Source organism: Bartonella saheliensis (assembly GCF_902162175.1).
In genome coordinates this window covers 57,141-73,622 of the sequence record NZ_LR607197.1, presented here as the reverse complement: position 1 = coordinate 73,622, position 16,482 = coordinate 57,141, and the positions used below count along the sequence as shown (strand labels likewise).

The 16,482-nt window shown below is 37.9% G+C and carries 9 protein-coding genes; 1 reads left to right on the top strand and 8 read right to left on the bottom strand.

The features are described from left to right. Positions 1–41 precede the first annotated feature (41 nt). From rpsP to FS875_RS02105, 4 genes are all read right to left on the bottom strand, one after another. Entirely contained in the window at positions 42–416 is a 375-nt protein-coding gene (gene rpsP / locus FS875_RS02120; RefSeq protein ID WP_005774248.1) for a 30S ribosomal protein S16, read from the bottom strand. Between the two features lie 15 nt (positions 417–431). Then, complete coding sequence (locus FS875_RS02115; RefSeq protein ID WP_144752559.1) at positions 432–761, bottom strand: chorismate mutase; 330 nt, start codon at positions 759–761, stop codon at positions 432–434. Positions 762–785: 24 nt separating this feature from the next. Continuing rightward, positions 786–2,348, bottom strand: coding sequence for a signal recognition particle protein (ffh, locus tag FS875_RS02110; protein WP_144752393.1), 1,563 nt, complete (start codon positions 2,346–2,348; stop codon positions 786–788). 243 nt (positions 2,349–2,591) lie between these two features. Then, the gene (locus FS875_RS02105; RefSeq protein ID WP_144752390.1) at positions 2,592–3,248 is read right to left on the bottom strand and encodes a carbonic anhydrase; all 657 of its coding nucleotides are present in this window, start codon (positions 3,246–3,248) and stop codon (positions 2,592–2,594) included. Positions 3,249–3,523: 275 nt separating this feature from the next. Here FS875_RS02105 and FS875_RS02100 point away from each other — a divergent pair, with 275 nt between their 5' ends. Then, positions 3,524–8,233, top strand: coding sequence for an NAD-glutamate dehydrogenase (locus FS875_RS02100; protein WP_144752387.1), 4,710 nt, complete (start codon positions 3,524–3,526; stop codon positions 8,231–8,233). 2,225 nt (positions 8,234–10,458) lie between these two features. Here the strand turns inward: FS875_RS02100 and FS875_RS02090 are convergent. From FS875_RS02090 to FS875_RS02075, 4 genes are all read right to left on the bottom strand, one after another. Further along, complete coding sequence (locus FS875_RS02090; RefSeq protein ID WP_207999952.1) at positions 10,459–11,433, bottom strand: DUF2125 domain-containing protein; 975 nt, start codon at positions 11,431–11,433, stop codon at positions 10,459–10,461. Between the two features lie 942 nt (positions 11,434–12,375). Then, complete coding sequence (locus tag FS875_RS02085) at positions 12,376–13,122, bottom strand: glutamine amidotransferase (protein WP_144752384.1); 747 nt, start codon at positions 13,120–13,122, stop codon at positions 12,376–12,378. Between the two features lie 149 nt (positions 13,123–13,271). Next, a complete protein-coding gene (locus FS875_RS02080; protein ID WP_144752381.1) occupies positions 13,272–14,834 on the bottom strand; it encodes a heme biosynthesis protein HemY in 1,563 nt (520 codons plus the stop codon). 11 nt (positions 14,835–14,845) lie between these two features. Then, a complete protein-coding gene (locus FS875_RS02075; RefSeq protein WP_144752378.1) occupies positions 14,846–16,162 on the bottom strand; it encodes a COG4223 family protein in 1,317 nt (438 codons plus the stop codon). Between the last annotated feature and the right edge of the window lie 320 nt (positions 16,163–16,482).

Here is a 16,482-nt window from a genome sequence, read left to right as displayed (position 1 = left end):
CTAGAAGTTTTTTAAAGGCGTTAATTAAGCAATCATACTTCTTATTCTGAAGCAGATTCTGCATCAGCCGCAGCTGCTGCTTCTTCTGCTGCCTGCTTTGCTGCTGCTATACGCTCTTGTGCTTTTTTACCCGGTTCACCTTTATGTGGGTTATTGCGAGTTGGGCGCTTTTTTAAACCAGCCGCATCTAAGAACCGTAAAACGCGATCTGTTGGTTGAGCCCCTTGCCCAAGCCAATATTGGATACGTTCTTCATTAAGTTTCACCCTCGGTCCATCTTTAGGCAACATTGGATCCCATGCACCAACACGTTCAAGAAATCGCCCATCACGCGGACTACGAACATCCGCAACAACGATATGATAATAAGGACGTTTCTTTGAACCTCCACGGGACAAACGAATTTTCAATGCCATATTTTTCTCCTATTGTCAGCTCTGGCTTTCGTTTAAATTGACTTTTTTTGTTTTTTGCTCTTCAGCAATAACTTCATGATGACGCACAACTTCTTTAATAATAAACTTTAAAAATCTTTCAGCAAAATCAGGATCAAGATGACTTTCCTGAGCCAATTGTCGCAAACGTGTGATCTGATGTTGCTCACGCAGAGGATCTACTTTAGGCAAGTCATAACGGGCTTTTAAGCGTCCAACAGCCCTTGTACAACGAAAACGCTCTGCTAAAATATGAATTAAAGTTGCATCAAAATTATCAATAGATGCTCGTAAATGTGCTAATTCGTTTAATACTGTTTCCTGCATCATATTCCTTTCCCTCTTTGCATCTTATTTTTTCTTAAAATGCTGAGGAAGTTTTCCCCTATCGGCAATGCCATTAGAAAGACCAGGAAATGTAGGATCACGTCCGGGAAGTCCGGGCAAGACCTTCCCTCCATGCCCATTTTCAATCTGTTTTTGAAACGTTGAAAGTTGCTTTAGATCCAATCCCGATAAATCAGGCACAGCTGAAGAATCTGCACCTCCCATCCCTCCAAAACCCATTTTGGAGCCAAGTCCTCCTAACATTTTTCCCATCAAACCACTTTTTCCTTTACCACCCATGGCTTTCATCATATCAGCCATTTGGCGATACATCTTCAAAAGTTTATTAATATCAGCTGCCGTTGTCCCCGATCCCTTCGCAATTCGTTGTTTGCGGCTATGTTTTAAAAGCTCTGGATTCGCACGCTCTTGGGGTGTCATGGATGAAATAATAGCCAATTGACGATTAAACAAACGATCATCAAGGCCGGCAGCCGCAATCTGCTCTTTCATCTTACCCAATCCTGGCAACATGCCCATAATACCGCCCATTCCACCGAGTTTTTTCATTTTCTGCAACTGTTCTGCAAGATCATTCAAATCAAATTTTCCGGCCTGCATTTTTTTTGCAAAAGCAGCTGCCTTTTCATGATCCATTGTTTCAGCAGCTTTTTCAACCAAAGAAACAATATCCCCCATTCCGAGAATACGATCAGCAATACGACTGGGATGAAACTCTTCCAAAGCCTCTATTTTTTCACCAGTTCCAATGGCTTTAATGGGCTTGCCTGTCACAGCACGCATGGAAAGAGCTGCACCCCCACGCCCATCACTATCCATCCGTGTTAAAATAATCCCTGTAATCCCTACACGCTCATCAAAAGAACGCGCAAGATGAACAGCATCTTGCCCCGTCAAACTATCCGCTACCAACATAATCTCGTGAGGAAGAGAACATGCTTTAACTTCAGCCAATTCAAGCATCAGAGCTTCATCAATATGATTACGTCCTGCAGTATCAAGAAGAAGCACATCATAACCACCCAATTTAGCAGCTTGCACAGCACGTGATGCAATATCAACGGGCAATTGTCCCGCAATAATAGGCAAAGTTGCAAGTTTTGCTTGTTCTCCCAATTGGCGCAATTGCTCCTGCGCAGCGGGACGACGTGTATCTAACGACGCCATAAGAACTTTTTTATTGTGCTTATCAGTAAAACGTTTTGCAAGCTTTGCTGTTGTGGTGGTTTTTCCCGAACCTTGCAAACCAATCATCATGATAACAACGGGCGCTGGTGCATTCAAATCACTCAGAACGCTTTCATTTCCAAGAATACGAACCAACTCATCATGAACAATTTTAACCACCATTTGGCCGGGTTTAATTGATTTAACAATCTCAGCTCCAACAGCTTTTTCCCGCACCCTATCGGTAAAAGAACGCACAACATCAAGAGCAACATCAGCTTCCAATAAAGCGCGCCGAATTTCACGCAGCGCCTCTGCAACATCCTGATCTGACAAAGCGCCGCGCCCCGTCAAATGAGACAGGATAGAACCAAGTCGCTCTTGCAAGGATTCAAACATTATTTACCTCATTGTTTCCGAACAAAGTTGCATAACAAACAAACCAAAAGAGCATCCGAGAACGCATCGCGCCGTCGAATGTTGACCTCTGAGATCTCTTCATACCCTTGCATTGGGGTCTCAGTCGGTGGCTCCAAGTTAATTTTGTCACTGAAAGCTTGCTCCTTCAAACAATAAAACCCCAGCTTTGTCAAGTTTTATCATAAAATGTCTTTTTATACGAAGAAATAAAAACAGCAAATATTACACTTCAAAACTTTCAACTTCAACACGCATAAAGCACCCTGTTTCTTGTTCCATATTCCATAATTCCCCGCTAGAGATATCAAACCAAACCCCATGCAATGTTAAAATACCTTGATCTTTTCGGAACTTTATCCATGGAAATGTCTCTAAATTTCTCAACGAATGTCGAATAGAAAGCTGCTCTAAAGCCATTTGTTTTTCTGGCCAAGACAGCGACTTATTATTCAAAACGATTTCTGCGGCTGGCGCTAAAAGACTAATCCATTGACCGATAAAATCATTTGACGATAAAGATTTACACGTCTCCTTAAGAGCTGTAAGAACGCCTCCACAATGGGCATGCCCAAAAACAACAATATGTTTCACCTCAAGCAATTGTACAGCATATTCAAGAGCCGCTGATGTTGCATGATATTGGTTATCAGGAGAAAAAGGGGGAACCACATTTGCTACGTTGCGCAGGGTAAAAATTTCCCCTGGTTTAGCATCAAAAATCACTTCTGGAACAGCACGCGAATCACAACAAGCAATAACCAAAACTTCAGGTTTCTGTCCCTCAATTGCCAATTGCTGATAACGTGCTGTTTTATATAAAAAATGATTATTTATAAAGTTTTGGTAACCACTTAAAAGTCTTTCTGGTAAACGAGTCATATTCTCTTTACTTCTAATTTTTTCTTTACTTTCATTTCGTATATTTAAAAAAATAAACTATTACCATACAAAAATACTAAAAAGTTCCTTTTGTTGATGCAAAATATTGCTTTAAAATGCAAATTATTACTAAAAAAGAGCAAAAACAAAGTCATTCTTTTCAAATAAAGAGCTATTTTCTTTAGGAGGAAAGTGTTACAGTACAGAAAATTATAATGGTCTTCTTATAATATGAAGACAAGAAAAGACCTCTAAGAGCAAAAGGGAGAATAAATGTGTTACAACAAAAAACAATAGAAACAAAAAACACACCAGACAAAATAGAAAAAATCCTTTTTGCTCAAACCGATAAAGAAGATATTGCTTATTACGAAAATAAAGAGCTTCAAAAAGCCGCAGCCATCGCAGTAAAAGCTTTTAATCTCCATAAGGCAGGAGAAAATACTATCTGCTTTGAACAAAATTTAACCCGCAATAACAGACCTATAACTGTTATCACTCTTGTCAATGATAACAAACCCTTTCTTCTCGATTCTATTTTAAATCTCGTCAATCAACACAAAAACCATATTTATTTGATTGCACACCCTATTCTTGATAGTGCTTCTGGAAGACGCATCAGTCTAATGCAAATTCATATCGAGTCTTTAAACAAACAGCAGATACAAAAACTTGAAAATGAACTCACCTTAGTTCTTAAGCAAGTTAATGCTGCTGTACAAGACTGGAAACCTATGCTTGAAGAAGTTGAAAAACATATTCATGCCTATCAAACCAGCCTTCCCTCACGTTACAAACAAGAAGGCGAAAAGGCTATTGAATTTCTTCACTGGCTCACAGATGATAATTTCATCTTTCTTGGCATGCGCACCTACAACTTCATCAAAGATCAGAAACCTATAAAATCTTTCACAACAAGTAACGTTGAACTTGGTATACTCGCGGATACTTCCATTCATATTGTTGACGATGAAAGTATGAAAGAACCACCCCAGGAAGTCTTATCCTTTATGGAAAGTGACGACCTGTTTATTGTGACAAAAGCAAACAGCCGCTCCAAAATTCACCGTTCTGTTTGGCTCGATTATATTGGTCTTAAAATATTTGATAAAGAAGACCAGCTCTGTGGAGAATTACGCATTGTAGGGCTTTTTACCTCTTCAGCTTATACGCGCTCTATTTTGCAAATTCCTTTTTTAAAAGAAAAAGCCCAAACCATCATTCAACGCCTTGGACATAATCACGCTGATTATTCAGGAAAAGCTCTTATCAGTGTTTTAGAAACCTATCCAAGAGATGAAATGTTTCGTGTTGATGTTGATACACTAACAGAAAATGCTAAACTTATCTTGCAATTAGACGAACGTCCACGTTTGCGGGTGCTCGTCCACACTGATTCTTTTGGACGCTTTGTTTCTATCCTTGTCTATGTACCCCGTGACCATTACAGCAGCAGCCTCCGTGAAAAAGTTGGCGAACATTTTGTTGAACTTTACAAAGGCGACTTTTTTGAATCCTATCCGCTATTTTTGGAAAGCACTCTCATCCGTGTCTATTACATTATCCATCGCAAAGTAAGCGAAACTGTCCCAGTTCACGAGCGCGCCACACTTGAGCAACATGTCCGTTCAATCGCACGAAGTTGGGAAGATAGCGTTCAGGCCATCGCTCTTACCCACAAAACAACAGAAGCACAAACCCGCCTAGCCAGTCAATTTCCCAACAGCTATCGTGATTTATTCTCAACAGAAGATGCCATTAAAGACGCCGGACATATTCTCAGTCTTCATGATGATAACCCCCTTTTTGTGACCTTTTATCACGCGAAAAACAAAGAAAAACAGAACATTTCTCTTCGGCTTTTTCACCGCCATGAAGCCCTTGCTCTTTCCAAACGCGTCCCACTGCTTGAAAATATGGGGTTTCGTGTTATCGCTGAACAAACCCTTGAATTACCAGATGGCAACGGACAATCTGTATATCTTCATGATATGCAACTAGAGAGTACTTTCCAAATCTGTCTAGATTTTGAAAAAGACGGTCAAAAGCTTGCCGAAACTTTTGAAGCCATTTGGGCACAAAATGCTGATAATGATGCCTTTAACGCGCTCACTCAAACGGCTGAGCTTGATTGGCATGAGATTGTTATTCTGCGCCATTACGGGCGCTATCTTCAACAAGCTGGAATTCCTTACTCGCAAGACCGTGTTGCCCAAACTTTAAATGCTTATCCTGACATTACCAAAGAGCTTTATGCTTTATTTCATTTAAAATTTCATCAAAGCCATACAGAAAAAGAACGGGAAAAAAACCAGCAGATTATTCAAAAGCGCATTGAAGAAAAATTGCGGAAAGTAACTGGTTTAGATGATGATCTTATCTTGCGCCGATATTGTAACCTTATTGATGCGAGTTTACGAACAAACGCCTTTACACCTCTTAGCAATGGCAATCCACGGCGTATTTTAGCTACCAAATTAAATCCGCGCCAAATTGAAGGTTTGCCTGAACCACGTCCTTATCGAGAAATTTTTGTTTATGGACCAGAAGTTGAAGGAGTCCATTTGCGTTTTGGACCTATCGCTCGTGGCGGAATTCGGTGGTCTGACCGCGCACTTGATTATCGCACTGAAGTGCTTAGCTTAGTCAAAGCCCAACAAGTTAAAAATGCAGTTATCGTTCCTGCAGGGGCAAAAGGTGGATTTTATCCCCATCGCCTTCCTCAAACAAGTGATCGTGCTGTTATCATAGAGGCAGCACGACAAGCTTATACGAACTTTATAACAGCTTTGCTCTCCATCACAGACAATCTCATTCACGGCAAAATAAGTGCGCCCCACAATGTCATCTGTCATGATGACCCTGACCCCTATTTTGTTGTCGCCGCCGACAAAGGAACAGCAACCTTTTCTGACACAGCCAACGCCATCAGCCAAGCAAACCATTTTTGGCTCGATGATGCTTTTGCCTCTGGTGGCTCAGCTGGTTATGACCACAAAGAAATTGGAATTACAGCAAAAGGTGCATGGGAAGCCGTCAAAAGACATTTCCGAGAATCATTTAATCAGGATATTCAAACAACGCCCTTCACCTGTGTCGGTGTTGGCGACATGTCTGGTGATGTCTTTGGCAATGGAATGCTCCTTTCCAAACAAACAAAATTGATTGCTGCTTTTGATCACCGCGATATCTTTATTGATCCAGATCCGAATATAGAGGAAAGCTATGCAGAGCGTGCACGTCTTTTCAAACTACCGCGCTCAAGCTGGCAGGATTACGACCAAAGCAAATTATCAAAGGGCGGCGGTATTTTCTCACGAAAAGAAAAAACCATTACGCTCTCCCCTGAAGCAGCAGAGGCCATTGGTTTCGAAAAACAAACAGGAACCCCCTTTGAAATTATCTCTGCTCTTCTCAAAGCCCCTGTTGATCTTTTATGGTTTGGTGGCATTGGGACTTACATCCGCGCCACAACAGAAAGTGATGCCCAAGTAGGTGATCGTGCAAATGATGTCATACGCATTACCGGAGAACAAGTGCGTGCAAAAATTATTGGCGAAGGGGCTAATCTTGGTGTTACACAGCGTGGACGGATTGAATATATCTCAAATGGCGGTCGCTGCAATACGGATGCTATTGACAATTCTGCTGGTGTGAATTGTTCTGATATTGAAGTCAATCTCAAAATTGTTCTTGCATCAGCACTTCGTGCTAAAACACTCACCCGCGAAGAACGCAATAAACTCTTGAAAAAAATGACTCCTCAAGTCGAACAGCTCGTCTTACGCAACAATTATCTACAACCCCTTGCTCTTTCTTTAGCAGAAAGCCAAAGTACCGCTGATTTACCCTATCAAATACGCTTTATGCATGATTTGGAACAAAAAAAGCTTTTAGATCGCAGAGTTGAAGTACTCCCTGATGAGCAAGTTTTACGGCAAAGAATAACACAAGGTAAAGGTCTTATCCGTCCAGAACTCGCCGTTATTTTTGCCTATGCTAAATTAACGCTCAAAGAAGAAATTGCTCACAGCCCCATTGTTGATGATCCCTATTTCAACGCAGCCTTACTGAATTATTTTCCAACCCAAATTCAAGAAAATTTTGAAAAGGAAGCCATTAACCACCAATTGCGTCGTAATATTATTGCAACGCTGATTGCCAACGATATTGTCAATCGTGGAGGTCCCACTTTTGTTAAGCAACTCCACGATGCAACAGAACAAAAAACTGAAAATATTATTCGTGTTTTCATTGCCATCCGTGATGGTTTTGAAATTCCTCACCTGTCTGATCAAATTGATAAGCTTGATAATAAAATACCCGGTCTTGTCCAAAACAAACTCTATGCAGTAATGACCCCAATGCTCTGTGAAACAACAAATTGGGGGTTACACAACATGGATCTCTCACGTCCATTAGAAGAAATTGTAAAAACAATAAAACAAGCCCGTAATGTTATTGAAAAAGAGCTTATGCATTCTCACGATAACGATATTAAGCAAAAGATTGAAGAAAAAACACGACACTACAGTGAAGAAGGAGCTCCAAAAGCATTAGCAAAACAACTGGCTCTCTTGGAAGCCGCTCCAATCATCTGTGATATTTCTTTAATTGCAAAACAAAGTAATAGTGATCTTATCAAAACCGCCGGGATCTATTTCTCACTTGCGCAAATCATTCGTATAAACCGAATTAACGAAGCAAGTCGTATCATTCCTGTAGTAGATTATTATGACAGTATGGCTTTAAGCCAAGCCAAAGAAAGTATTTCCGAAAGCTTACGACAGATCGTCACTAAAATTCTTAAAAATTATGGAAAAAAAGAGGATCCTTTTACCACTTGGAAAAAAACAGAAGAAGATCATATTCACGATGTCACAAACCGTATTAGCGCCCTTATTGAAAATGATCTCAATATTTCTCGTTTTACTTTTGCAGCAGGGTTGATTTCTCAACTGCAAAATACTGGCTTTCAAACTTAACGTGAATATAAAACGATCTAGTTAAAAACTTCCGTTCCATCCCACCAGAACAAACCAGCAAAGATGGAGCGGGAGTATTCCTTTTGAAGATAAGGCACCCAAAATAAAAATCCCGCTCATTATCACAACAGAATTACTTGTAACAATTTCAAAACGACAACAAGAATAGATTTTAACAATTGATTTCTCAACGTAAAAACATCAACTTTCAGATTTAGAAGTAGGACAAAACGGCTAAGATTTTATCCCTGTTCTATCCATCCATAACCAATACCAATGTATCTTGATAGTAGATTTTATACCACGTGAAATTAGATAGCAATATGTAAGAACTTATTGTTTTTTTTACTATTTTTTACTATTAAATATACATTTCAAAAAATGATAAAAATGGCAAAAATCGAAATTTAATAGCAAAAAGGATGATGGACTTTGAAAGTCTTTCAAGCCCCTTGGATAGCCCCTAAAAAATCATTTAAAAATAAAATGAATTAGTACAAAAATTAAGTCAAAATATATAAAATTTGCTAGTGAGTTATAATCAATAAGGAAAGAACAGAAGCACTCTTCCGCATTTTTTTAGACAGATCATCCCCTAAAACAAGGTTTAAAGATCATTAAGCTTGCGCAGACAATAAACGCTAGCGAATATCAAAAATCCCTATAGATTGAACCAAAAATAAATTCAAATTCTGCTATTAAATATTCTTCATCATTAAAATATAATGCCTTGATTTATAATCATAACTTTATCATTTTACCTATTAAAAGAAAGCTGCAGTATCCCAAGTTTTTCTTATTTCAAATCTGTTTATATTAAAACAATCAAAAACCTCTCCCCCCTTGTATGTTGCGCATGGGGAAAACCATATAGATTACTGATCAAGAAAAAGCTAAAATGCCTCTTATGAACCGTTTCAATGGCTCAAGAACTTATCACAACCCCCACACGAGCTGACAAATAGTAATAGCGTGATGATGCTGGCTTGTGACTCCATAGGTATAAAGATGGTAGTGCTTAATAACCTTATCATTATACCATTTACGGAGCATTATAAAATAAGAAGCACTAGAAATATTTTTTAACAAATGCAGAAATATGTAATCAAATATATTTTACGTAGAAAACATGATCCCATTAAAGAACAGGAAAACAAGAGAGTACGCGTCATCTATTATTTAAAAGACATGGCTGTAAATAATTTTGGAAAATGTATAAAAATAACCGTAAAAATGAACGTCTATTATTTTCACCTTTATAACTTCATATTTTCCTCCAATGAGACTTTTTACTTAATTTCAGAGATTAAAAAGATATATGCAATATGCTTTTTTCCTCATAAAAAAGTCCACTAATACGCACCCTAGCACCTATGTAAAAAAACAATTTACCTTGTTTTAAAAGTCTACTTTTTTCTAAGAGAGTGCGTACTTTTTTGTTGCTTGCAAACCAACATTCAATCCTAATGCAGCAGCATGTTTTAAACAAATATTAGAAGATTTTAGTTCTTTACGATCTGTATCAGCTTTTATACACTAAACCGGAGCGGAGAAATTGCGTATCTCTATTTGCGTAATCTCTAAAACAGGTAAAGAAGCTAATTTAGAGAGAACACGAAGTCGAGGTATAAATCTATTCCCATCCTTACCATCATTTTTTAATTCAGCTTTACGGATTTAATAAAAAATATCGAGAGCAATATTTTTTAAATAATGAAGACTTTTGAGTGCCTCACGCTTTTGTTTATCACTTTCTTTAAGAGAATCACGACTTTCACATAAAACAAAGCGCCCCAAACAAAATCCGCTACATTACATGTTTATAAGCTTGTTTTAAAAAGATATCTCTCAAAGCACCCAAGTCCATTTTGTGCCAGCGCTCGTGAATGATATAATCGTAAATCCACTAAACACCATTATCTTTTATATTCATGAAGAAGTAAGCCAGCGCCCTCACACACTTTTTCAGCCCCTAATGTATCAATACCTTTAAACTATTGAAACGGTTCATAAGAGGCATTTTAGCCATTTCTTGGTCAGTCATCTATATGGTTTTCCCATTTGAGACATGCAAAGGAATAGTTTTGTTTGATTCAATATGAACAAGATTGAAATGAGAAAACCTTACGATTTTCAAGATTCTCATTCAACGTGTAAAACATGTGAACACTTGTTATAAAACAACACCTTTCCATACAAACGCTCTTACTAATATCTTCTCAAACCTAAAGTGGAGCAAGACGACCAAGTTCTAAAAATCCTAATTTAACCCACCCATGACTAATCGTTAAGGACAGAATGGGAGAGCCATCTGCATTTTTAGGCAATGTACTCAACATAAAAAGTAACGCTTGAAAATTATCCGTTTCTTCAGGAAACAGATGTTGCAAAGCCTCAAGAAACTTCACGTGCTGTATACAAACAAGTTCAAATGTTGCTGACAAATATCCTTCATCATCAAAAGAAAAAGGTCCACTAATATGTACCCCACCACCTGTATGAAAAGTCAATTTACCATGCTTTAAAATACCACTTTTTCCATACAGACGCTGTTTCCAATTTTTTCCTTCATTTTCAGACAGAAGAGAAGCATCATTTAAAATCCATTCCAAATTGCCATCAATTTTCGGAATTTCAACAGAAGAGGATATAAAAATTGGAGAAACATCAAAACCATCAAAAGTCATATTTCCTGAGAAATGATTCTTTTCTCGTTTAAAATCAAGACGCAAAAATTCTGTCGTTATTTTTTGAGAGACATTTTTGGGATCTAATCGCTGGGAAACTCCATCAGGACTATCTTGCAACAATGCCGAATCTTCAACATTTTGTTGTGTCGCCTTTTTATCTGTCGCTTTTGATTCCAATGCTTCTTGAAATTTTTGATCCTCAAGAGGAGAGAATTCAAGCCCTTCAGCGATCAACTTCAATGTCTGACTTGTTTTCCAATAAGGCTCTGTTTCAATCACCAACTTACGCCAATGGGATACGATGGAAGTTTTCCCAGAGAAAACAATTGATGCAGGAGAATCAACATTAAATTCGACCAAATAAGGAGCATAAATTGGTGCACCAGCTGTCAAGCGCCCCGTCGATAAAGAAACCCCGTATAAAGGCCAAGAAAATTGAAACTTGTCACAAACAACACCGATACGCAAAGGATAACCATTCTTGCGCACATTCTCACACACCGCCGCCATATTACCGGAAGATGCTTTTGCGGATATATCAGAAACATAATTTTCTATTTTACGTGAAAAAAAAACCAGAAAGCGCTATAAGCAAGGATCAGAGCAAGACAAAACAGCCCACATAATAAATAGCGCAAAGAAAAACTTTTTTGTGATGATGGTATTTGAGAGGACGTAGACAACTTTAAAACTTTCTTTATCTTTTGATTTTCACCCCACCCTAAAAGGATAAAGTTTCTTAAACATTCACCAAGTTTACAAACAACCCCGCTTCTTAATCTCGCTGGCTTTATCTGCTAATCACGTTATGGAGGTCATAATTACCATCCTAAAATACAGCATCCCACACGCTTAAGAAGCAAAATTTCTTAAAAAAAACCTTTACACCTTCTAACAAAAAATACCTTATATGTAAAGTTTTACATGCGCTGTCTATCTTTAGCCTTAAACAACATTCCTTTACAGAACAACAAGAATGACAATGGTAATGTATTGATTTACAATGATAATTTACTGTTTTACATATTGAATTGAGAGTCCAAAATATCGTAAGATTCTCTCATTTCAAACCTATTTCAGATTGAATTAATCAGAAACCATTTTCTTACACGTTAAAACGGAACTAACGTAGAGGTAAAAACGGTACAAGAAAGAATAAAAATGCATTTTTATGAATTGTCGAAAAATACCAAGAGCTTGTCGCAATATTAGGCGCTGAAAAAGTACGTGATAGCTACCTTACTCCTTCACAAGTGTAAAAATTGAAATGCTCTATAGATTTTATATTATTCCATGGGAGCTTTATCATTATACTTATTCATGGTCAGCACCGTAAAATGTGCTTGAGTACACTTTGAGAGATATCTCTTTAAACCAAGCCTTTAACTCTGCAACCAAATGATGCTCTATTTTACATGAAGGTCATGAGCCTACTTAAAAATAAGTACATCCTCACACAAATGCGGACGATGTACAAAAGATCTGCCGTAATGCACCTTCAAACCATTGGCTTAAAGCTCGATCATAGATTAAACGCCCTTTTAAATGTGCACTAGCAGGTTGAGCACCTTTTTCAGTCAATTTATGAGCCGAACGCACCAACAAACGCCGCATCATAGCGCGCGTAAATTCAGCATGAAATTGCAAGCCCCATGCATTGTTTCCATAACGGAAAGCTTGTGTAGGATATGTATGCCCTGTTGCCAAAAGCTTTGCCTCTTTTGGTAAATCATAAATACCTTCATCATGAAAATGATAGACCATTTCTGGCCAATTCATCAATTCCTTTCCTTGTGGAGTCACTTCAAGTGGGTACCAGCCCACTTCAACAGTCCCATCACTTCTTGTACCAACGCGTGCCCCTAAATTTCGCGCTAACATTTGTGCTCCAAGACAAATACCCAAAAAAGGCTTATTTTCTTTTAACGATAACGAAATCCAATCAATTTCCTCACCAATATAGGCTTCGCTGTCATTCACACTCATTGGTCCCCCTAAAATAACAACACCGGCATAATGCTCTAATGTATCAGGGAGTTTTTGTCCAAAAATAGGACGATAAACATCAAGAACAAAACCATTTTGTTGTAAAAATTTTCCTAAACGACCAGTATAGGGAGAGCGCCGATGAATAACGACAGCAATCCTTGGTTTGCTATTTTTTTGCTTTTTATCAAGACATCTCTGATTTAAAAACATTTTTAACTAACCACCTCTGCAACCGAGCAAAACTTCATTTTTAAAGCATAAGAGAATAATTTTATTGGACAAGATTGACGATAAATTTTTTTCTTCTACATTCATTGTTTCTTCTGAGAAAACATTCCAATTACCCCTATTGAGGCGATTTAAAATAAACGGAATTTTTTTCTCGATAAAGACGTGCCTTCTTCTTCTGTTTTAACTCCTGGATCATCAACATTTAAATGAATTTGGCTGAATGTTTTTGTATCTTGTTCTTTTATATCTTGTTTTTCCACCTGCATATTATGCAAAAAAGAATCATCTATAGGTGTTGATTCTTCAAGCTTCTTATCCTCAATCCCTTCAGCTTTTTCTACCATGTCCTTTTTATCTTGGCTGTTTGGCACAATATTGACCGCCTCTAATGTAAGAGAAGATACACGGGGAGGTGCCTTCCATTCAAAACAACCCAAACGTCCACTGATTGGAGAAACGGCTGACCAAGAAGAAAAAATAGACCCCTCACACATCCATACTGGATCACGTTCAGCACGAAGAGCTAAAGAAAGCCATTGACGCACATCACCTTGATTGTTCCCCTGTGCTTCTTCAATATCTGCCAATAATAAATAAACACTTTCCCGTGGATGATATTGCAATGCTTTTTGTGCCTGCTCTCTTGCTAATGTCGTTTCACCAGCATCTAAAGCAGCTTTGGCAATAAGAAAAGCTGACTCAAATGTATCTTTATTATAAGAAGCAAGTGTTTTGGCTCTTTTCAATCGCCCAATGGCTCCTTCTTCTCTTTCAAGATAAAGGGTTCCCAAATCAGGATGAGGTTCTTTCTGCCAAGCGGCTATAATCATTTTATCCGCTTTACGCGTTTCATTTAATTTATAGAGAATATCAGCAGCTATAATTGTTATTGGAACAAAATCAGGCGCTAATTTATGAGCTTTCAAAATGGCTTCACGTGCTTGTACTGGATGTGTATCAAATAGATGAAGAGCCTGCCCACTTAACAGTAAAACCTGTATATGCTGGCGCTCTGGAGTCGCGCGAATAGAACGCGAGAGAGCTTTTTGGGCTTTTTCAAAAACAGTAAGTGCCCGATCCCATTTACCCTCAGCACCCAACCGATCAAGCACCGCCTGATGTGCCCATACAAGTGCTGGCGATAAAGTCAGCGCCTCTTCTGCATATTGTTGCGCTGCCTCATAAGCTTTACTCTTCATCGCCTCACGAAACAAACCGTAAAGTCCAACCAGTTTTGTCGAATCTTCCTTTCTCATCTCCTCAAAAAGACCGATAGCCCGAACAGAGTTATTTTGTAAAGACAAGGTTTGTGCTTGTAAAAGCTTTACCAATGGCTCTTGTTTTCCTGCAAGATATTTAGCAACCTGTGCTTCCATTTTTTGCGCAACCATACCATCACCAGCAAAGGTTGCAAGAATCCCCTTTGAGAGAGCTTCATAACCGCGCTTTCGGTGGCGTTTATAAAAATAATTGGAAAAAGCACCCGGTATGGAAAAAAAGAAAGAGAATAACCACCACAAAAGCATCAGTATTACAAAAAACAAAGTCAGCACGCTTAACACTGTAAGCAATGAAGCAGAAAACCTGAAATTCAAAAATGTGAGGACAAAAACACCATTGTGATTAGCAACCCACCCAAAAGCTAATCCAAGGACACAAACAACAAAAATATAAATAAAAACACGTATCATCTGGAGCCTATTTACATCTTTGTTGCCTTAAAAGACCCCTGTTGCACAGAAAACAGCAATTGCTGCAGCAACTGTTGAACAGCAATATGTCTTTCAAGCTGCTGAACAAAATCCTTTGAAACATCTTTTGCATTTTGAGGTAATGATTGCCATTCGCTTAAAGCCTTTTCGTAATCACCTGCTTGAATGGCAACTTCCATGCGTGCTGTAATAGCCCCTAACGTCATCCCTTCAACATTTCCAATTGGTCGCGACACAACAAGCCCTTTTATCCACGCTAAGATTCGATCAAAAAAACCAGCATCTGACGTAACAATATTTTGTGTACCAACAATTGCATCAGCAACACGCGCAAAATCAACAGAGAGTTGTGCTGAACTTGGAAGACCTATAGTAGCTGTCTTTTGCAAGATATCAAGTCCATCAATCGAAGGTGATAATTGCTCTAACAGTTTTAATTCATTATTATACGATCCACCTCGCTCTACAGCATTTTTTAACGAACTGATCGCTGTAAAAAGTGCTGTATCTATTTCTTTTTTTTCATTATTTTTAACAATAATTTCTTGCTGTAGTGCTTCCAACTGTTTTTTTAACGAAGCAAGATCATTCGCATTGCTCTGCCCGACAGACAAAGCCATTTCTATTTCTTTTGACTCTCCAACAAAAGTTTGTACAACCTCTTCAAGAGCTTTTACTTTTTCCTCTAAATTCGCAAAAGCTTTTCTACTTTCTTTTTGCAAGAGTTCATCGTTTTTTATCGTTTGAAACTGTTGTGATGAAAAAGAAGAAAACGCTGTTTTTAACGCATCAATCTCTTGAAGCATCTGCTCCAATTGTTCTCTTGTTTCTTCACTTGTGTCTTTTGCAGCTTCAGCAATCTGTAAAACTTTTTCCCTTCCAACAGAATTTTCCTCAGAAGAAAATGCTGTTTTTAATGCATCGATCTCTTGAAGTATCTGCTCCAATTGTTCTCTTGTTTCTTCACTTGTGTCTTTTGCAGCTTCAGCAATCTGTAAAACTTTTTTCTCTTCAACAAAATTATTCACAAAAGGAGAAGAAAACAACCCCGCCCATTGAAGCCCCACAAAAATTCCCAAAGCAATGAGTCCCCCTAAAACCCCTGAAAGGAGTAACAAAATCCAAGCTGTACGAGAAGTACTTTGATCCTGATTTTGCATATTCTGTTTTTCTTGGACATGAGATTCTACAGAATTTTGTACTTTTTCTTCTGAATCATGGGAAACAGCTTCATGTTCAATAACTGGCTTCTTACGGCGCGTACCAGAATAATGTGATTTAACTTTTGGTTTTGAAGAATCGACCATTTTTGTCACTTTTTGTGCACACTTTTTTTCTAGTGGTAAAATAATAAAATGAAAAAAGTTTTAAAATGGAAGCTTTTCTCAAATATTTTGTTTTCTTTACACACTTTTCATAAAGCGTATAACTTTATAAAAATTTTATAAATAGCATTTTTCTCAAGAATATTTACAATGATAAACTTTAATAGACAAGTTTTTAAAAACATATATTCATTTTATACTCAAAAATACAGCTTCATTTTTTAATCAACAATGCCATAAAATTCAAAAAAGTGCCAAACAAAATTATTCTCTCGTAGAAAAATCAATTCTTAAGAGAAATA